The 20306-nt window shown below is 47.8% G+C and carries 11 protein-coding genes; 7 read left to right on the top strand and 4 right to left on the bottom strand.

Annotated features, from left to right (window positions below; all coding sequences use genetic code 11):
* Nucleotides 1-163 precede the first annotated feature (163 nt).
* Nucleotides 164-385, bottom strand: coding sequence for a hypothetical protein (locus SPB21_RS18935; RefSeq protein WP_499867421.1), 222 nt, complete (start codon nucleotides 383-385; stop codon nucleotides 164-166).
* Nucleotides 386-1459: 1074 nt separating this feature from the next.
* Here SPB21_RS18935 and SPB21_RS18930 point away from each other — a divergent pair.
* Nucleotides 1460-2566, top strand: coding sequence for a tyrosine-type recombinase/integrase (locus SPB21_RS18930; RefSeq protein ID WP_499867419.1), 1107 nt, complete (start codon nucleotides 1460-1462; stop codon nucleotides 2564-2566).
* Between the two features lie 472 nt (nucleotides 2567-3038).
* Here SPB21_RS18930 and SPB21_RS18925 read toward each other — a convergent pair whose 3' ends face one another.
* A complete protein-coding gene (locus SPB21_RS18925; protein WP_499867417.1) occupies nucleotides 3039-3437 on the bottom strand; it encodes a hypothetical protein in 399 nt (132 codons plus the stop codon).
* Between the two features lie 52 nt (nucleotides 3438-3489).
* On the opposite strand from SPB21_RS18925, the gene SPB21_RS18920 reads away from it, so the two are divergent.
* Both SPB21_RS18920 and SPB21_RS18915 read left to right on the top strand, forming a co-directional pair.
* The gene (locus tag SPB21_RS18920) at nucleotides 3490-4914 is read left to right on the top strand and encodes an L-lactate MFS transporter (RefSeq protein ID WP_499867416.1); all 1425 of its coding nucleotides are present in this window, start codon (nucleotides 3490-3492) and stop codon (nucleotides 4912-4914) included.
* Nucleotides 4904-6919 (top strand): AMP-binding protein, encoded by a 2016-nt coding sequence (locus tag SPB21_RS18915; protein ID WP_499867415.1) that lies wholly within the window; start codon nucleotides 4904-4906, stop codon nucleotides 6917-6919. Before SPB21_RS18920 ends, SPB21_RS18915 begins: the two co-directional genes overlap by 11 nt.
* 177 nt (nucleotides 6920-7096) lie before the next feature.
* On the opposite strand, the gene SPB21_RS18910 is transcribed toward SPB21_RS18915, so the two are convergent.
* Entirely contained in the window at nucleotides 7097-7597 is a 501-nt protein-coding gene (locus tag SPB21_RS18910; protein ID WP_499867413.1) for a hypothetical protein, read from the bottom strand.
* A gap of 110 nt (nucleotides 7598-7707) precedes the next feature.
* Complete coding sequence (locus SPB21_RS18905) at nucleotides 7708-9210, bottom strand: serine/threonine-protein kinase (RefSeq protein WP_163662034.1); 1503 nt, start codon at nucleotides 9208-9210, stop codon at nucleotides 7708-7710.
* Nucleotides 9211-9382: 172 nt separating this feature from the next.
* On the opposite strand from SPB21_RS18905, the gene argC reads away from it, so the two are divergent.
* The 4 genes from argC to SPB21_RS18885 all read left to right on the top strand — a co-directional run bounded on the left by argC (nucleotide 9383) and on the right by SPB21_RS18885 (nucleotide 20202).
* Nucleotides 9383-10354 (top strand): N-acetyl-gamma-glutamyl-phosphate reductase, encoded by a 972-nt coding sequence (gene argC, locus SPB21_RS18900; RefSeq protein WP_499867412.1) that lies wholly within the window; start codon nucleotides 9383-9385, stop codon nucleotides 10352-10354.
* A gap of 586 nt (nucleotides 10355-10940) precedes the next feature.
* Nucleotides 10941-11963, top strand: a complete 1023-nt coding sequence (locus SPB21_RS18895; protein ID WP_499867411.1) for a DUF1350 family protein — start codon at nucleotides 10941-10943, stop codon at nucleotides 11961-11963.
* A 121-nt stretch (nucleotides 11964-12084) separates the two neighbouring features.
* Nucleotides 12085-16284 (top strand): DEAD/DEAH box helicase, encoded by a 4200-nt coding sequence (locus SPB21_RS18890; protein WP_499867410.1) that lies wholly within the window; start codon nucleotides 12085-12087, stop codon nucleotides 16282-16284.
* Nucleotides 16285-16767: 483 nt separating this feature from the next.
* Nucleotides 16768-20202 (top strand): EAL domain-containing protein, encoded by a 3435-nt coding sequence (locus SPB21_RS18885; protein WP_499867408.1) that lies wholly within the window; start codon nucleotides 16768-16770, stop codon nucleotides 20200-20202.
* Nucleotides 20203-20306 lie beyond the last annotated feature (104 nt).

The following is a 20306-nucleotide window of genomic DNA, read 5'->3' as shown; positions in this document are numbered from 1 at the left end:
AATCGAATGAAAATTTACCCTGGAAAATCGTTAAAATCAATTTATTCTTAATTCAATTAAGGCTCTGAATTAACGAGTTTCTGTGAGTTTAGATAACCCCAAAGAAGTGTCTTTTCCAGATTTTTCTTTCAAAAATTCACCCAATTGTTTTTCCAAAATTTTTCTAACTTGAAAATCCCTTTGAAAGATTCTCTAACGCTTCACCTAGATTGGTTTCAGGATGCCAGAGTTCATCTTTGAACGCTAACGGTATAAGGCTTGCCTCCATATCAGCTTCAGCTAGACTTCTGCCACGCTTTAAGGCAAGTTTTTTGGCATGCTTCTGAGTTCGCTTTAATGCAATCCGGTGCGCTTTCTGGTTAGCACGTCGCTGTTTCCTATTCATAAGAAAAGATAGCTAATAGTTCACCTGTATTGTAGCAATTAATCAACCGGAACGAGGCGAACGGGTGGCGCGCAATATGCGATCACAGGTTCCATCGAACGAGGCTCCCTAAGGGTCGCTCGATACCAACCGAAGGGAGTAGCAATCCCTTATCCCTAACTACACTCCCTAAGGTCGTTCTAATGGTCTCATCCGGGCGAAGAGTAGTACACCCATCTATATCCGATTTCAAATTACAACCGAGATAGCCCCAAAATTCTAAAAACCGTGTCTACATAGACACGGTTTGCATATAAACAGACACGCTATAGACACGCTTTTATATACATAAATAAAGAATAAAACCTATATATATCAATGCTTTCAATTATTTTTAATCATTTCATAGACACGATAGACACGGTTTCTGATCTTCTTCCTACAGAACACTCAACCGGGGGTAGTACACTCTTATCCCGATTACCACGCTCCAGAGGATCATTTTGAGGTTTCTATCAGTAGTGGCCAGATATGAACAATGGCTCCTACGTCCGCTCGGTAGGCACTACTGATAGAAACCCTGCTCCAAACCTCTGATGATTATCGTGCAATTTACAGGCACGAGTTTTTGGCACAATATTGTGCTAAAAAACTGACCACCCTCAAATCCAATCTCTGCATGCTCTATCAGGCATATCAATTTCCTGGTTGGCTTTGTACTTTACAAATTCTTCTAATGTCGCACCTCTCCCAGGGCACCACCTTTAAACCCAATCTCAGCAAAGGTTTCAGCTAAATTATCTCTTACCAGGGCACCACTCTTCTATTGGGTGCGTGGCAGGTGCGCATGTACTGGTCATGCTCTAAAACCTTTATTAGGTAACACTTCAGGTATGTGCTTTTTACCTTGGGGTAGTAGGGGTCGTGGGTTCAAATCCCGCCGCTCCGATTCTTGAAAACCGCTGGTATCAGCGGTTTTTGTGTTTTTAAAGCCAGGGTTCGTCAAGTATCAATTGGTCGACGGTGACGCCTGAAAGCGTCATTGTCACGTCACAATACGCCATAAACTGGTCGATAGTTGGTCGACGAAAACTGGTGACTGAGCCTAAGCAAAAGAAAGCCCTTAAGGGGCAAATCGCACTACATGTAGATAAAGGGTGGCTTCGACTGCGGTGGAACCACCAGGGAAAGCGTTACACCATGGCGGTGGGCTTGCTCAATACACCGGCAAACCGCAGCTTAGCAGAGGCTAAAGGGGCCATCATTAGAGCAGACATCCTGTCTGGTCAATTTGATAAATCTTTGGTCAAGTACAGATATGAGTCGGTCGATAGCCTGACAGTCGTGGAACTCTATCAGAAATTCGTTGACTGGAAACGTCGACAGGTGACAAAACGCTCACTAGATAAGTATCTTGGGTTGCGATCGCAACTTGAAACTTACTTTGGTAGCCGCCAGGCGGAGCGGGTCATTGAGGACCATGCTTTAGACTTTCGTGATTGGCTGGTGAAGCGCCTGGCCCCGTCAACAGCGAAGGAACGTATCGGCATGATTCGCAGTTGCTGGAGCTGGGCGATCGGCAAGAAGCTGGTAGCCGAAAACCCATGGGTCAATGTCAGGGTGAAGGTGCCTCCGAAGCAACGCCCCAGACCCTTTACTCAAGATGAATATGGCCGCATCCTCGACGAGTTTGAAGCTAACCATGCCCATTACTTGGACTTCGTTAAATTCCTGATGGGGGTTGGTTGCCGGACGGGTGAAGCTGCCGGTTTGAGGTGGAAGCACCTATCGGAAAATTGCGATCGCATCTGGATTGGTGAGTCGTGGGGACGTGGTGAACGGAAGCCGACTAAGACCAATCGGAGTAGAGCATTTAAGCTATCGCCTGACCTGGTCGCTATGTTTCGCGCCAGGCGATCAGCCACGGTCCGCGACGATGATTTAGTGTTTACCAGTCCCAAGGGTAACCCCATTGATGACCATAATTTTAGAAAGCGACATTGGACACCGGCGCTGGCCGCTGCCAATGTGCCCTACCGCAAGCCGTACAATACGAGACACAGTTTTATCTCTCAGGCAATCGACCAAGGCTGGTCTATAAGCGAAATAGCCTCCATCACTGGCAATAGTGAGGAGACTATTTTGAGGCACTATACGGGCAGTGTGAGAGGTGAAGCGGAGCTTAAGTCTGTTTGGGGTTAATTGACTCTTGTCTGGAGTTGAACAAACTATCCAATACCCATGAGCATCAGCGTACTCGTCGAATATAAAGTCTGAAACTGCAGTGTCTACAACCAAGTAGTTAGCAACAGATTCATGTATTTCAAAACGGGATTCTGTCATATCTAAAACTAACCAGAGAAATTGGTGCTTAAGTCTGTTTGGAATCTAGTTAATCCTGAAGTGATTTTAAGATAGTAATAAATTCAACAATAAGATGATGCTGTGCTTGCAACAGCTTTCTTTGGGCAGGTTGAAAATTACTATCAAGTTCTACTTCTAATCTCGTCTTTCTACTTTCGTATCTCAGTAAGTATGAATCAATCATATTCAGAAGGTTTGCGGGAGGATGCAACTAGTCAACGTAGTTACGCCCGTTTCACTCATAGCCCCCAACGAAGGAATGGGGCTTGACCTGTGTGACAGTTAGCTACTTTAGGCCCGACTTAGTCCACTAGACTTTTAATCCAGATATTGCCTTGAGATATTGAAGATTTTCTAATCTCTTCAATACAGGCATCGGAGTTTTCAAACCAAGTTTGTTCATAAGTTGCTCTACTATAACAACGGCATAAACTGTTGTCTGCTGTAGCTCCAACAAAACCTGGTATAAATCTCTTTGGCCGGATGAGAGTGTGCCATCGTATTCAGACTCAACAAAAATGCAATAAATGTTTTCTTGCTTTTGTTGTTTCTCGCTACTGGATGCATTAAGGAAGGGCGTATCTAAACCTCCTAGCCAGTTCCATGAATGCGATGGGGTATTTGAAAATGATTTTCCAGCCGTATCCCAATACCAAACTCGCACACCTTGTTTTTGAGCTTCAATCTTGATTTCATCATAATGTCCCAAAATCCTGCTATCGTGCGTGAGAGCCAAATCGTTAATTATCAGTGCCTGTGACGTGAGAAAAGCTACTATAACCGAAGGCAAATTGCTACCCACCTTCCCCTTCCCTTCCGAGGCTCGTTTGTTTGGCTTGCCGCCCGACCAGGGTCGCTGGCTGTTTATTCCGCTCGGCTTAATGGTATTGCTCTGTTTAGGTACGGTTTATTCCTGGAGCATTTTTAGCGGACCCTTTGAGGCAGAACTCAAAAGTCGTCCGGGTACGATTTTACTGCCATTTTTGGTTTTGGGAGTCACCTTTACCCTGGTGATGCCGATTGCCGGCCTGTACATGAATCGCTGTAGCCCACGCATTCTTGCCAGTTTGGGGGGAATCTTAGTGGGCCTGGGCTACCTGCTGGCCAGTCAAGCATCTAGCCTGCTCTGGCTGGTGCTGAGCTATGGCGTAGTGGCCGGTTTGGGGGTGGGCATGGCCTACGGCGTGCCCCTGGCAGTGGCAGCTCGCTGGTTTCCTGATCGCAAAGGATTGGCCGTGGGGTTGACGGTCGTGGGATTTGGCCTGTCGCCGCTGGTGACTGCACCGCTAGCCTTCAATCTGATTAACGGCAATCCCGCCTGGAATTTACCCGCCCTGGGAATACGCCAGACCTTTGTTTTGCTGGGCATTGTGTTTACGGTGCTAATTGTGGCGATCGCATCTGTCCTGCGAATGCCGCCGCCCCGCTGGACTCCCAGCAACTTTGCGCAGACGCTCAATCAATCGGTCGAAACGGATGCCAGTCTGCCCATGATGCAAACCCAGACTTTTTATGGGCTGATGTTTTGCTACACCGTCGGTACCTTTGTCGGGCTAACGGCGATTGCCACAACCGCCCAGGTCGGGAGCGAACTGGTCAACCTGGAGGCCGAGGAACTTGCTCTGACTGTGCCGCTATTTGCAGTCTTCAATGGGCTGGGGCGACCGCTGTTTGGATGGTTGAACGATCGCCTGCGCCCTAAGTTCACGATTATCATCATCAACAGTTTGACTTTGATTGCCTCAATTTTGATGATTCACACCAGCCCCAATGAACCCGGTCAATTTCTGGTGGCGTTTTCCATTTTCTGGTTTTGTCTAGGGGCGTGGCTGGCAGTCGCACCAGCGGCAACCTTGAGCTTTTTTGGGTTGCCCAACTACCCTAATAACTATGGTTTATTGTTCCTTGCCTTTGGCGGCGGTGGCCTTTCGGGAATTTTTATGGCGATCGCCCTGCGCGGCATCACGGGAAGTTTTGCGCCTTTTTTCTATGTCACGGCGACGCTGGCGATCGCGGCAATTTTAGTGGCCTACTTTGGCCTCAACGCACCCCGAAAAACGCGACTGGCGGATTGGCTATTTCGCTATTTGATTAGCCCGATTACGCCTCTGCTAATGACATTAGTAGAGGGTTGGCTGGCAGTGGTAAAACCAAAAGAAATCAGGGAAAAAGGGGATGGCAACTAATCCGCGTTCGACTCCAGCTATGCATCGTTTTGATAATCGTTTGGGAAATGATTCTGCCAGCTATTTTTCAACCAAAGAACGGTTTGAGCACACCGGGTTAATCGACTATAGCCAACTGCGATCGCTTCCACAGATGTGGGAGATTACAGAACAATACTTTGGCAATGTGGAGGCGCTGATTGACCCCCACAGTCGTCCGGCAGTATCGCTGACTTATCGGCAGGTATATCAGCAAATTCGACAGTTCGCGGCAGGGATACAAACGCTGTTGTCCCCTTCGTCGCGCTTACCGCAAAATCCACCCATCGTGGCGCTCTTTGCCGACAATAGCTGGCAGTGGCTGGTGGCAGATCAGGGCATCATGCTAGCGGGGGCAGCGGATGCGGTGCGATCGGCGACTGCAGATCCCGATGAACTGCTCTACATTTTGGAGCATAGCCAGAGCAGTGGGCTAGTGGTGGAAAACGCCAAAACGTTAGATCGGTTGGGTGATCGCATCTGGACATTGCCAGTGGAGTGGGTGGTGCTTCTGTCGAACGAACAGCCCGACTTACCCGGTCGCCCCTCCCACGTCAAACTACTCACGTTTGACCAACTGCTGGAACTGGGCAACCAGCAACCGCTACAATCCGTCAACACAACTCCAGACACCCTCGCCACGCTGATTTACACCTCTGGCACCACTGGCCAACCCAAAGGGGTAATGCTGAGCCACGCCAACTTTATCTATCAACTGGTAGCTTTAACGGCGATTATTCAACCCCTGGTTGGCGATCGCACCCTAAGCATCTTACCCACCTGGCACAGTTTTGGGCGGGTAGGCGAATACTACACGCTTTCCCAGGGCTGCACTCAGGTATATACCAATCGTCGTTATCTCAAGCAAGATCTGAAAACCTATCAGCCCGCCTATGTGGTGGGAGTGCCGCGATTGTGGGAGTCTATCTTCGAAGGTATTCAAAAGTCTTTTCGAGATCGCCCACCTCGAATGCAAGCATTCATTCAATCGTTTCTGGCGGTCAGCAGTCGCTACATTCAAGCGGTACGTACCTGGAAGCACCGCGATTTGCTCAATTTACACCCGACGCGCTCGGCAGTCCTGCGAGCCTGGGCGACCACGCTGTTGCTGGCTCCGCTGCACTACTTGGGGGAACTGTTGCTCTACAAGCGAATGCAGCAAGCCCTGGGTGGCAAAGTCAAGCAACTCATCTGTGGCGGCGGTTCCCTGGCTCAGCATTTAGAAGACTTTTTTGAAATGATTGGCATCGAAATTTTGGTCGGTTACGGTCTGACTGAAACCTCCCCCGTACTCAGTGCGCGACGCTACTGGAACAACGTGCGCAAGGCTTCTGGTCAACCATTAATCCAGACCGAATTTCGGGTTGTCGATCTAGAAACCCGACAAGCCTTGCCCGCCGGAAAACGCGGCTTAGTCCTGACAAGAGGTCCCCAAATCATGCAGGGCTATTATCGCAACCCCGAAGCCACCACCAAGGCCATTGATCCCGAAGGCTGGTTTGATACAGGCGATATTGGCTGGCTAGCAGACGATGGCAGCATTATCCTGACCGGCAGAGCCAAGGATACGATCGTCCTCAGCAATGGCGAAAACATTGAGCCACAACCGATCGAAGATGCCTGCTTACGCAGTTCATTTATCGATCAAATTGTTCTGGTTGGGCAAGATCGAAAAGCACTGGGAGCATTGATTGTGCCTAATCTGGAAGCCCTGCAAGCCTGGGGATTAGCGCAATCACCTCCGTTGATGATTGGGGAGAATGAAGCGATCGCACCCGACAACCTCATTATTCACAATCTCCTGCGCCAGGAACTCAACCGAGAAGTGCGCGATCGCCCTGGCTACCGTTCCCAGGATGAGATTGCTGCATTTACGCTGTTACCGGAGCCAATGACGATCGAAAATGGTCTGCTCACCCAAACGCTCAAAATTCGCCGCAATGTGGTTGTGGAGCGTTACTCTGAGATGATTAAGGGGTTATTTTAGCGTTTTGCGCCGAGGCTTGGCGAAAAACTCAATGCCCCACTCTTTTAAGAGTTTGAGTGCCAGCTTTTTACCCACATAGCCTCGAACGTCCTAGACCCTTTACTCAGGATGAATATGTCCGCAGCCCCGAAGAGTTTAAAGCTAACCATGCCCATTACTTGGACTTCGTTAAATTCCTTAGGGGGTGGGCAAGGCTTGAAAAGTCTCTTCCACTAGCCGCTTAGCTTTTTTATCCAGGGCAATCCAATCCACATCACCCATTTCCAGGTCCAATAGACTTGTATCTATGGTGATGGGGCCAGTATGATTTTTTGTATCTGCTGTATCCGCTGCATTACAGAGCCGATAGCACAGCTGCCAAACATCGATTTCCTGCTGTTGATCTTGCTTTTTAAGGCATAGGGTATACCGATGGTCAGGAGATGGCAACTGGGCAAGCGTGGCCTGAATTTGATCATGCTCTTCAGGCGTTGCTTTTTCTAACATCTCTTGAAGCGCTAAGTATTGCTGTTTTTGTTCAGCCGTTGTCTCTGCTGGCCATCGCATATCGTCTCGATAAGACCCCTCCCAAGTAGAGGCATCTAGCTGTTTACGAATATTGTCAATAATGCGAATTAACGCAGGCTGCATTAATGCTTGGGCATAGCGTTGATCTTGGGCAGTGGCAAATTGAGGCATAGAACGGCCAATGCGATATGGAGACTAAAATATAGTGTATGGGAAAGTGCTCTGTTCTTCCCCATGGCTTTTCTGCCTGACCTGGTTAATGCATCCGTAACGGTCACGAATTATGCTAGCCCTGTAGAAGATGGCTGCTTTAACCAAAGTTGTAAAATGTCATTCACCCAACTGATTTCTGACTGAGTTAATTCCAGCTCTTTGGCTGAAAGCGTATACTTCAGCTTGCCAACGATGGTGCGATTATTATGTAGGAAAAACTTGATGAGAGAGCTATCTTTTTGGAAATGAATATCTTCAATATCGCGTTTATAGGTATTGATTTTATAGTCAACTGGCCGACAGGGGAACCGATGCCCTAACAAAATAATTTCTGGCAATAGCTGAATGCTGATCTGTTGGAAAAGACTAGAACAGATAGATTGCAATCCTCGGTACCCAGAGCGTACGTTAAAATATGTCCATCCTAGCCCGATGATAATAATAGATAACTGTTGCCAAACGTTGACCAGCTGAGGCCAGAAGTATAAAAACCCTCTAAACGTCAGCCATACACTTGCTGCGCTCACGATTGTCTGGAGCATTGCCAGGCAGAATTTTCTGCTTTTCCAGCCCAATGGAGGAAACAAGACCTCCAACATTTGACTGTACTCAAGAATCTTTAGCTGGGTGTTGGCTGGGGCCATTGTTTCTAAAAACGTGCGTTGCAAACGATGGCTAAGACTGTTGAAGGATAGCCAGTGAGATGAGGAAAAAATCTCATCAGCTTGCTCTAATCCTTTCAGGGCAGATTTTGCGGATATGGGTCGTTTATGTTGCTTGGGTTGGGTGAGCCAGCGTAACCAAGATTTGAGGGGCCGACTCATATGCTCTAATTCTTGGCTAAACAACAGACGTAGGCCGCTCTGGGGCAACGTGTTGGGATGTTTTCCTGTAGCAAGATGGATGAGTGTGGCTCCCAGGCTGTATAAATCTGTGGCAGGCATGGCCCGATCTCCCAGTTGTTCGGGTGGGCGGTAGCCTGGAGTCCCTGAGATGAGAATGGGGGTATCTGTATCAGTTTCTGTATCAGTTTGAGTTGTGCTAGCACATTGTACTAAGCCAAAGTCCACTAAATAGAGATCACCTGGCGTAGAATTAGCGAGGGTATTCAGCACAAAACTGCTAGGTTTGATATCACGATGAATGATCGGTGATTTTTTGGTGTGTAGATAATCAAGGATCGCTAAAATCTGTTGCGCCAGTTTACGAATCTCTTCTTCGGTAAAGACTCTTTGAGTGTTGATCAGGGTATATAGTGATTTACCCTCAATGTATTCTTGTACAAGCATGCAGCCGTGATAGCCATGGTCTTCGATCTCAAAGCTGTCGTAGTAAGCTGGAATAGCTTGATGCTTCAAATTTTTAAGGACTGTAACTTCTTGGTGAAAACGTTTGATATCGTTTGCTTGAAGTGGATCGTCAAAACATAAATATTTGATGATAACCCAGCTATGGCGGATGTGGTCGTAACCCAGCATCGTTCTACGACCAAGGCGAGCCCCTAAGTTTTGTTGAATACTGTAGCGATTGAGAAGTCGAGGAGTCGTCTTTAAAACGCTGGGGGAAACCATGAAACTATTGACGGGGTTGCAATTATTCATCAGAATTCCCGATTGCATCCCCAGGGTAGCGGCATAGATACTGAACAATGCTGTTTGATATTAAGCCAATGACCATGGTCTACCGAATCATGGCCCTATAAAATGACACAGACGGTTTAAGAGAGTAATCAGGAGTTGTCCCATGGTGCAGCCCAGGGTTTTTATTGATGGTGAAGCAGGTACAACCGGGCTGCAGATTTATGCCCGCTTAGCCCAGCGAGAAGATGTCACGGTTGTCAGTATTGATCCTGCTAAGCGAAAAGATGTGGCAGAGCGGGCAAAGCTGATTGATTCTGTGGATGTGGCGATTTTGTGTTTGCCCGATGCCGCCGCTCGTGAGGTGGTTGATCTGGTATCAAGTCCCACGGTTAAAATTTTGGATGCTAGCACAGCCCATCGTACCCATCAGGATTGGGTGTATGGATTCCCAGAGTTAGCACCGGGGCAGCGGGATGCGATCGCAAAGGCCCATCGTGTTAGTAATCCAGGCTGTTACCCTACCGGCTTTCTAGCAGCCATCAAACCATTAATGACCTCTGGTCTAATTCCTGCTAGTTTCCCAGTCACCATTAATGCAATTTCCGGATATTCCGGTGGAGGCCGTAAGCTGATGGAGACCTATGCCGGGTATCGCGGTGAATCAGAACCACTTTATCCCTATGGTGTGTATGGTCTGACCTTTGGCCATAAGCATGTGCAAGAGATGCATCAATATTCTGGGTTGGCCCATGCGCCCTTATTTCTGCCAGCGGTAGGTACGTTTGAGCAGGGCATGCTGGTGCAAATTCCGCTGCCGCTGTGGACGTTGGATCATCCACCCACTGGTCGGCAACTGTGCGCTGCCCTCACGGATTACTATGCCGATGAACCCTTTGTGCAGGTGGCGGCTTTGGCGGATGAAGCGGAGCTGCGTGATGGCAAGTTTCTGGATACAAAAGCGGCTAACGGAACTAATCAGGTCCAACTGTTCGTCTTTGCTAAGGACGATACCCATGAGGCATTGGTCGCAGCACGATTGGATAATTTAGGCAAAGGGGCTTCAGGGGCTGCTGTGCAAAATATGAACATCATGTTGGGGCTGCCGGAGCAGGCAGGGTTGAATCAGGGAGTCTAACCATGGAAACCTTTACATTTGGGGGGCTAGGGGGCTGAGTAATGGGTAGCGTCTTTTCTAGACACATCCTTATACCTAAGACAAAGGACCTCAGATAAAAAAGGAGCCGCTTACAACTAGCAACTCCTCACTTAGAGACTTATTCCCACTGTGGAAGACACGGATTCTTGCATGGCAAGAACCGCCAGGGGAGAACGATAACTCCCCAACCCTGATGCAAGTTTGAAAGATCAGTTAACTGACAGTGTCAGACCAGCCAACAGTGTCAGATCAGCCACACGCTGCTTCACTCTCAAGGCAAGCTGTTGTTACTTTGGCTTAAAACCTTTGAGTTTGGGTAGTACCCTTTTGTGTACTCCTGCAAAGGCATGACACAGCGGTATTAGTTTTCCAGGACTGTCCGGAATTATGAATATTGGCGGGGTAACAATTCAGAGGTGTCTAAGATCGGCGGTGCTGCTCCTCGGTATGGTTTCATCTCTCAAGTCTTGGTTGGTAACCTGTTGGGGTGATCGGTTTCTATACTCAGGCAGTAACGGCTGAATATTTACAGCGGCTCTGGGAGTCTTTTCATACATTATTTTCTATGGTTTTATCGTCGCCTAGTAATGCCGCTCGGTTTCAATTTGAACCGTATTCCCACAGTTGGGTTGCCCTCCATCCCCAACCCAAAGGTGTGATTCAGTTTGTAGGGAGTGCTCTATGGGGGACATTTCCCACCCTCGTGTATCGTCATTTTCTCAAAAGTCTTTTTTCGGCTGGCTATACCGTTGTCGCTTTGCCGTTTCGGTTTACGTTGCACCATTGGTCCACAGCCATTGACCTTTTAGATGAGCACTACACGTTACGGGGCTCAATGGTCGAGGCGGCAATGGCTAAGGGGTATGAGTCAGCGGTGTACTTAAATGCGGCTAACTACACTTGGATTGGCCATGGCCTGGGCTGTAAGTATGTAGCCCTACTAGAACTTTTGTCCTCTACAGAGGTGTTAACAGAATGCTGGCAATCGTTGCCGCCGCACGACCCTAGTACTCGGCAGTTAAAAGAGATTCAGCAGGGATTATCCTGCCTCAATGCGCGTCTACGTCTGATGGAACAGCGTATCCAACGGCTGACCGGGCAGACTGTTGATTACGGTCTGCCGTCGATTATGCAACAGGCCTCTTTATGGTTGGCCCCTGCCATTAAATTCCCTGTGCCTGCCAAATGGCTACGATGGGTTTTGAGTAAACTGCTGACGGCATCCCCTACTGTTGATCAAACCCATCAGCTGATTGCCCATAGTCGGCTATTTCATTTCACCGGGCTGATCCAATTTGCTCGCGATCGCAATACCGCCAATACCTGTCAACAGCTGATGCATGAACAGCCCCACATTCGGCGACGGTTTCTCAAAGGCAACCATTTAGAGCCAGTGGGGATTCAATTAGGCCAGTGTGTGGTTGACTTCAACCCACTGGATAAATTTATTCAGCCCCTCAGCTGTCGGGACTTAGAGTTTAACGCCTTGGCCCTGGTCCATCGCCTCCGAAATACACCCGCTGTTGCCCAGCAGAGGTGTGATGAGACGTGTGATGCCAGTACTACCAGGCATCGAATCGCGGCTTGAGAGCGGACTTAACCGCTCCTGATTTCTCAGCTTTCCCTAACGCTTCCAGCGATCGGCTATAGCCTGAACTATATGCGCCAAGCTATAATCAACCATTTAGGCAAGCATACTGGGGATGTAGATGGATAGCTGGATAGATGAAGACGACGAGCTGCTCGATTTTGAGGAGCTGCGATCGCAACTTTTCACAACCTATCAGCAACAAACGTCTTTACGTAAAAGTATTGTCCAATTGCTCTCAATCTTTTACGGACCCACTAGCCTTGCAAATGCCACGACAGCCCTCAACTATGTGGGCATCACTACTAAAACGGGTAAAACCATTACCCCCAGCTCTCTAAAAACTCAGATTACGGGGCTGATTAATGACAAACTGCTGATTTATGGTGCCGGACATTTACCCCAATGCCACCCCCTGATTGTGGAACAGGTCACTCGGGATGTGGTGCAATCAGGCCCGTTTGAGCCGATGCTTCAGGCCGTTAGAAATATCTTTCATCCACATCGCCAATATAGCGGTCGGGTCAATCGCATACGCCATATTTGCCGATCTAAAGACGAGCTATATCGTGAAGCGCGTTTGGCGCTTTACGAGCAGGACTATGACGCTTTGCCTCAGCTGTTTCTCGACTATAGCAACTATAACTACTACGCTACGCCCGTTGCCCTAGAAGATTTTCTCCTAGATGTCGTCAACAACCCCTTTGATGTGACCTGGTTGCAAAGACTGCCTGCTGAACATTACAGCATGGTTTTGAAAACTCTCCTGGTAGGGGCAACAGCTTCGTTAAAGCCCGCTGATCAGCTGTTGGACCTGTTGGAAAATCATCCCGCTGATTCCAGTGAGTTTAATGTATTGCTGGTGGAGCAATACCTGTTGCGCAATCGGCTGACTGAGGCTGAAGTCATCTTAGACAAAACCGTTGACGAACAGTCCCAGGTCTATGCCACCGCTTTAAGAGGCGCACTCGCATTGTTGCTAGGGGAGACCAAACTCTCCCTGGAGTACTATGCAACCGCTACCAAGCTAGCCCGTAAACAGCTCAACAAAAAAGCAGTGATTGGTGGTATCGCTGGCTTGTTTTATATGTTGGCTTTGCTGAAGTCCGGGGATGCCAAGCATCTAAAACAAGCGATTGCCATTAGCACCCCACTGATGCAAAACTCTGGCTATTTAAGTAATGCTTACGGCTTGCTGCATGAGATGACAGTGCTCCAACAAGGCAATCTCGCTGCTCGTCAGAGACTATTCGAGCTCATCGAATGTTATGGGGATGATGCAGAAGATAGCTTTGGCCGATTTTTTAGCAAGCTCTGCCTTTACTGGCTAGATTTGGATGAAGCTAGGGCAGAATCGCCCCGTCCCCTCGGGATATTTGCCGAAGAGGCAAACGATGCAGGATTCTATTGGTTTGCCACCGAAGCGGCTGAGATTCTCAGTCGTTTAATTCCGGATAGTGACTATCGAGCATGGGCTGACCAGCGAGTGGGTGTTTCAATTGTTGATACCCTAGAACCCCAAAGCACCTGGGAAATCAGCTTAAAGGCATTGACCAAAGTGGCCGGTGTCAGTAGTAATGATGCCAAAACAGAACGGCGTTTGGCCTGGTTTTTGACCCTGTATACTAAGCACTGGTTGCTACAGCCTCGAGAACAAAAACTCAGCGCCAAGGGAACGTGGACTAAGGGCCGCGTTGTTGCCCTCAGTCGCCTGGCCAAGAATGCCTCAGAATTTGATTACCTAACAGCTCAGGATCTCAAGGCTTGCAACCATATCAAATATGACTACTATTCTGGTTCTCAATACGCCCTCAATCGAGACGCCATCAAGGCTTTAGTGGGTCACCCCCTCGTATTTTGGGAAGATTCTCCAACGGTGCGTGTGGAGATTGTTGCCGCAACACCAGAGTTGGTGATTGAACAGGCTGGTGATGGCACCCTCATACTTAAGATGGAGCCTGCCATTAGTCCAGGAGATGGCATTACCTTGTTGAAGGAAACCCCCACTCGGATCAAGGTTTTGGAGGTTACCTCCGAACACCAGCAGATTGCCGAAATTTTGGGTAAGCGTAATCAATTGACGGTGCCTGCTGCCGGGCATGAGCAGGTGCTGGCTGCCATTCAATCGGTGTCGAGCTTGGTAACGGTGCACTCCGACATCGACGGTGATATGGATGATGTGGAAGCAATTGAGGCAGACGCCAAACCCCATGTGCACCTGATGCCAGCCGGTGATGGTCTGAAGTTATCAATGTTGACGCGACCTTTCCCCAATTCTGGGGCTTACTATCCGCCGGGAACTGGTCGCAAGACAGTGATTGCCGAAATTGATGGCAAACGCTCCCAGGCAACTCGCGATTTAGCCATGGAAAAACGCCTGGCCCAGGATATTCAGCAGGCTTGTCCAGCGCTACAACTGGGGGAAGAAGCTGAAGGAGAATGGATTTTAGACGAGCCCGAAACCTGCCTGGAGCTGTTGTTGCAGCTTGAGGCCGTGGAAGAAGATATTGTTTTGGAGTGGCCTGAAGGAGAGAAACTAAAGATTCGCAATAAAGCCGGTATCGATGGCTGGCGGTTGCACATTAAGCAGGAACAGGATTGGTTCTCAGTCAGTGGCGAGCTAGAGCTAGATGATGGCAGTGTCATGGATATGCAGGCTTTACTATCCTTATTAGATCAAACCTCTAGTCGATTTATACCCATCGGGGATGGTCAGTTTTTGGCCTTGACTCAAGCCTTTCGTAAACGGCTGGATGAATTTCGAGCCTATTCAGAACGTCACGGTAAAGGGGCTCGCTTTCACCCATTAGCGGCCCTGGCTTTAGAAGAAACTCTCGATGAAGTGGGACAGTTAAAGGCGGATAAAACCTGGAAATCCCACATTAAAAGACTAAAAGAATCTAAAACTATCGCTCCAGAAGTTCCCTCCACACTGCAGGCTGAGCTAAGAGACTATCAGCAGGAGGGGTTTCAATGGTTGGCCCAGCTTGCCCACTGGCGGGTGGGTGCTTGCCTGGCTGATGATATGGGCTTGGGTAAAACTCTCCAAGCACTGGCGGTGATTTTGATGCGGGCTCCTGGGGGACCCACACTCGTTGTTGCTCCCACCAGTGTGGGGGCTAACTGGATTAGTGAAGCGCAGCGGTTTGCGCCCACACTCAATGTATTCCAGTTGGGTAGTGGTGATCGTCAAGCTGTGGTTGATCAGCTGAGTGGGTTTGATTTACTGGTGTGCAGCTACGGTCTGCTACAGCAACCGGAGGTGGCGGCACTGCTGGCGGAAATTGAATGGCAAACCATTGTGCTAGATGAGGCTCAGGCCATTAAAAACAGTGCTACGAAGCGTTCCCAGGCGGCGATGAAGCTCAAAGCTGGGTTTAAGGTGGTGACCACTGGTACCCCCATTGAAAACCACCTGGGAGAACTGTGGAATCTGTTTCGATTTATCAACCCCGGCTTGTTAGGCTCGTCAGAGAAATTCAATGAACGATTTGCGATTCCCATTGAACGTCATCAAGACAAGCAGGCGCGTTTACGGCTTAAGAAACTAATTCAACCTTTTATGCTGCGGCGTACTAAGGCGCAGGTGTTGGATGAACTGCCCTCTCGTACTGAGATTACTCTTCATGTAAAACTGAGCGGTGAGGAGAAAGCACTGTATGAGGCGCTGAGGCGGGATGCGATCGCAAAGCTTACGACAACTGATGCAAAAGCTGGAGCTAAACACCTACAGGTCCTGGCTGAGATTACTCGATTACGACGTATATGCTGCAATCCCAAGCTAGTGATGCCAGAGATGCCTCCCACCAGCGCCAAGCTACAGCTGTTTGGCGAAGTGTTAGAAGAATTGCTCAGTAACCGTCACAAAGCCTTGGTGTTTAGCCAGTTTGTCGATCACCTAACAATTTTACGAGAGTATCTGGATAAACGAAATATTACCTATCAGTATCTGGATGGCAGCACGCCAGTCAAACAGCGTAAACAGCGAGTCGATGCGTTTCAAGCCGGTGAGGGTAATGTGTTCTTAATCAGCCTAAAAGCGGGTGGCACTGGCCTTAACCTGACAGCGGCTGACTATGTGATCCATATGGATCCATGGTGGAACCCAGCCGTGGAAGATCAAGCTTCAGACCGAGCCCACCGTATTGGCCAAACTCGCCCAGTGACCATTTATCGTCTGGTCACTGAAGGCACTATTGAGGAAAAAATTGTTGAACTACACAATAAAAAACGAGATCTAGCTGACAGCCTTTTAGAAGGCGCTGACATGAGTGGTAAGCTCTCTACTGATGCGTTATTGCAACTCATGAGCGAAGCATAAGATAGCCCGTTTATGGAGCCCTGAGGCTAAGGCAGAGCTCGCTAATATCCACTTAACAAAATATGAGGTTCTAGGTATCGGTCTATAAGCTAAAGCACCCAACACTTAATATCCAGGTAAAACGGGTATTTCATTTAGCGACAGTTCCCTACCCTCAAGAGGTTACTGTTGATTAGTCAGGCTCCTCCTATATCCTCCTTAAAATGATGTATCTTGAGTAAGGTATGCGAACTTTTAGGGCCTTTAATGCAGAAGAAAATTGCATCGCGATTTTAACCCTAGGTCGGGTGGTGTAGGTTGAGGCTTTGTGTCAGCGAAATCAATCATGCTTTAGCTGTGACTTCAAAATTAGCGTGACTTTACAGTGAGTGAATCGATTCCAACAATAAGAGTCTCCTTTGCTGGTATGTGATTTAGAACATCCACTGTACGCTCACTTATTGATTTGGATATTTTTGCTTGCATATCTGATTGAGATAGCTGATGAGTATAGATCCTGATAATAGTGAGCTTGCCATCCCATCAACTGAGGGATTTAGTAATCGGATCGAATTTGATCAAACTCCTCTAATTGTGGAGCCCCAGGTTCCCTTAAGTCAGGTTTTATCATGGATGTCCCAAGGGGAAGATGGTCAGGCTGATGAGGCCGAGAGCCAGAGTCAAGATGCTGTTAGCGATAGGCCTCGCCCATCCAGTTACTGCCTGGTCATGTCTGGCGAGCAGCTACTCGGTATTTTCACTGAGCGTGATGTTGTTAAAATCATTGCCCAGGATATAGATTTAAGTGCTTTCACCATTGCTGAAGTGATGAGTCGTGGGCTGATTACAATTTCGCCTGGAGAATTGGAGCGACCATTTAATGTAGTTGCTCTTTTGAGGCGACATAATATTCGCCATTTACCTGTGTTAGATGACCAGCATCATCTTGTAGGAGTTGTTACGCATACCAACTTACGTCAAGCATTAAAGGCCGCTGATCTATTGCGTTTAAGGCGGGTTCATGAAGCGATGTCTACCCATGTGGTAACGGCTCTTGCCGACGAGCGACTACTAGGTGTGATTAGACTTATGGCTACCCATCAGGTTAGCTGTGTTGTCATTGTTGACGTCAATGATGGGAAAGGTGCTCAAGTGCCAATTGGCATTGTGACCGAGCGTGACATTGTTAAGCTACAGGCTCAAAACATAGATTTATCCGCTCTGGTGGTCGAGGCTGTAATGAGCAAACCTTTGCAATGTGTTGCTCCTGAGGATAGTCTTTGGACTGTTCAGAAACAGATGCAAACCATGGGTGTACGTCGATTAGTCGTTGCTGATCAGGGTGCCTTGAGTGGGCTTGTCACCCAAACCAGCATCCTGTCAATGCTCGATCCATCAGAGATGTATTGTACTATTCAAGTCCTGAGGGAAGAGCTCAATCGATTGCAAGATCAGCGTTTAGATCTATTACAGGCCAAAGCATCTCAATTAGAGCAGCAAGTAAAAGTTAGTGAATCTCGATTTCGGGCAATTTTTGACCACACATTTCAGTTTATTGGTTTGCTAGAACCTGATGGAACTCTGATCGAAGCCAATCAGGCCGCACTGGATTTTGTTGGGCTAAGTCAAGAAGATGTCATCAATTTACCGTTTTGGCAGACACCTTGGTGGAGGTTATCGGCTGCTATTCAGGCCCAACTGCGTAAGAATATTGAGCGATCTGCTCAAGGTGAATTCATTCGATATGAGGTGGATGTCATCGGGGGGAATAATCAAGTTATTACAATTGATTTTTCACTGAGTCCGGTCAAAAATGACGCAGGTGAGGTGATTTTAATTATTCCAGAAGGACGAGATATTAGCGATCGCAAACGTATAGAAATTGAATTAGAGGAAAGTCAGAATCACTATGCTAGTCTGACGGCTGCCGCTCCTGTCGGGATCTTTCGTGCTGATCGATGGGGCGATTGCGTCTATGTAAATGAACGCTGGTGTAAGATTGCTGGCCTCTCGTTAGAAGACGCATTAGGCACAGGATGGGCTGAGGCAATTCATTGCGATGATCGTATGCGAGTATCGCAACAATGGCATCACGCTACCCAAACGAGTCAAACTTTTCAGGCTGAGTATCGCTTGCAAACCCCTGCTGGCAGTGTAACTTGGGTCTTTGGTCAGGCTGTTCCTCAGTACGACAATGACGGTGATTACATGGGCTACGTTGGTACTATTACTGATATTACTGAGCATAAACAATTAGAAGCAGCACTAGAGGCCGAAAAAGAAATGGCTCAAGTGACTTTGGACTCTATTGGTGATGCCGTAATTACTACCGATGCTGCTGGTAATGTGCGTCATCTCAATCCAATAGCTGAGACGATGACAGGATGGACTACCCAAACCGCCCGTGGACGCCCTTTAACCCAAGTCTTTCAAATCATCAATGAAACGACTCGAGAACCTGCCATTAATCCCGTAGAACAGGTGCTCTTAGTTGGTCTTATAACTGGGTTAGCGAATCACACTATTTTGATCCGACGGGATGGCCAGGAATTTAGCATTGAAGACTCAGCCGCACCAATTCGCAACAAAAGCGGTCAATTAATTGGGGTTGTCATGGTTTTTCATGATGTGACCCAGTCTCGTTTCATGGCACGCCAGCTCAGTTGGCAGGCAACCCACGACACATTAACAGAATTGTTTAACCGTCGCTACTTTGAGGCCGAACTCGAAGACATCGTGACAACAGCTGTGCAACAAAATCAGTCCCATGTGCTCTGTTATTTAGATCTAGATCAGTTTAAGGTGGTCAACGATACCAGCGGTCATTTAGCTGGAGATGAGTTGTTGCGCCAATTAGCTCGATTGCTCAAGCGACACATCCGAGCTGTCGATATCATAGCCCGTCTAGGCGGTGATGAGTTTGGCATTCTATTGGCTCAGTGTCCCCTTGATCGAGCCGTCAACATTGCAGAAGATTTACGTCAGGCAATAGCCGACTATCCATTTATCTGGCAAGAGAAGATTTTTCGTGTGGGTGTCAGTATTGGTTTAGTTGTTATAGACTCCAATAGTACTGATGCCATAGCTGTTATGAGTGCTGCCGATGCGGCCTGCTATGCAGCTAAATATCGGGGTCGTAATCGTATTCAGATTTATCAAAAAGATAATGCTGAACTTAATCAACAACGCCAAGAAAGACACTGGAGTGTTGTTATTCGTCAGGCCCTTGAAAATGATCGTTTCTGTCTCTATCGTCAACAAATTGCCCAAACGATAAACCCTCAGGGGACACCGATTGCTTTTTATGAAGTCCTGGTGCGGATGATCAGAGACTCTGGGGAAAATATCTCTCCAGGGGAGTTTATTCCAGCTGCTGAACGCTATGGCTTAATGCCAATGTTAGACCGTTGGATTATACGAAACTGTTTAGCCAATCTAGAACAGGTACTGCAAGACGGTATTGAAAACGTCCTCTACAGTATTAATTTATCCGGTATGAGCCTGAATGATGAGCACTTTCTTGAGTATGTGAGTGCTCAGTTTGAGAGATTTAATGTTCCGCCTGAATGTATTTGTTTTGAGATTACAGAAACAGCAGCGATTGCTGACTTTGAGTGTGCAATTTCATTTATTCGAGCGTTAAATCGTTTAGGATGCCGCTTTGCCTTAGATGATTTTGGTAGCGGCATGTCTTCCTTTGCTTATCTCAAAGCACTACCAGTTGATTTTCTCAAAATCGATGGTGACTTTATTCAAGGTGTTATTACTGACTCTACAACGGAGGCCATCATCGAATCTATTCATCGCATCGGCCATGTTATGGGTTTACAGACCATTGCCGAATCGGTGGAAAACGAGGCCATTCTAACTAAAATGCAAACAATTGGTGTTGATTATGTCCAAGGCTATGGCATTAGCTACCCATCTTTTTGGTGCTAAGGCGCTTGTGCTTAAATAATTACCCCATTACCCCATCACTCATCCACCCATCTACAAATCTGATTTCCCGCCAGTCAATTTGATACCCAGGCGGTTATAGTCAA

It is taken from the genome of Leptothoe sp. ISB3NOV94-8A, assembly GCF_043421595.1.
GTDB lineage: Bacteria > Cyanobacteriota > Cyanobacteriia > Phormidesmidales > Phormidesmidaceae > Leptothoe > Leptothoe turfae.
The sequence above is the reverse complement of the archived record's forward strand: the minus strand, read 5'-3'. Positions and strand labels throughout refer to the sequence as shown.

Excerpts from the sequence above, each read along its gene's own strand:
- SPB21_RS18890 (WP_499867410.1), top strand. The coding sequence starts at position 12,085 with ATGGATAGCTGGATAGATGAAGACGACGAGCTGCTCGATTTTGAGGAG.
- SPB21_RS18935 (WP_499867421.1), bottom strand. The coding sequence starts at position 385 with ATGAATAGGAAACAGCGACGTGCTAACCAGAAAGCGCACCGGATTGCA.
- SPB21_RS18915 (WP_499867415.1), top strand. The coding sequence starts at position 4,904 with ATGGCAACTAATCCGCGTTCGACTCCAGCTATGCATCGTTTTGATAAT.
- SPB21_RS18905 (WP_163662034.1), bottom strand. The coding sequence starts at position 9,210 with ATGGTTTCCCCCAGCGTTTTAAAGACGACTCCTCGACTTCTCAATCGC.
- argC (WP_499867412.1), top strand. The coding sequence starts at position 9,383 with ATGGTGCAGCCCAGGGTTTTTATTGATGGTGAAGCAGGTACAACCGGG.
- SPB21_RS18910 (WP_499867413.1), bottom strand. The coding sequence starts at position 7,597 with ATGCCTCAATTTGCCACTGCCCAAGATCAACGCTATGCCCAAGCATTA.
- SPB21_RS18885 (WP_499867408.1), top strand. The coding sequence starts at position 16,768 with ATGAGTATAGATCCTGATAATAGTGAGCTTGCCATCCCATCAACTGAG.
- SPB21_RS18895 (WP_499867411.1), top strand. The coding sequence starts at position 10,941 with ATGGTTTTATCGTCGCCTAGTAATGCCGCTCGGTTTCAATTTGAACCG.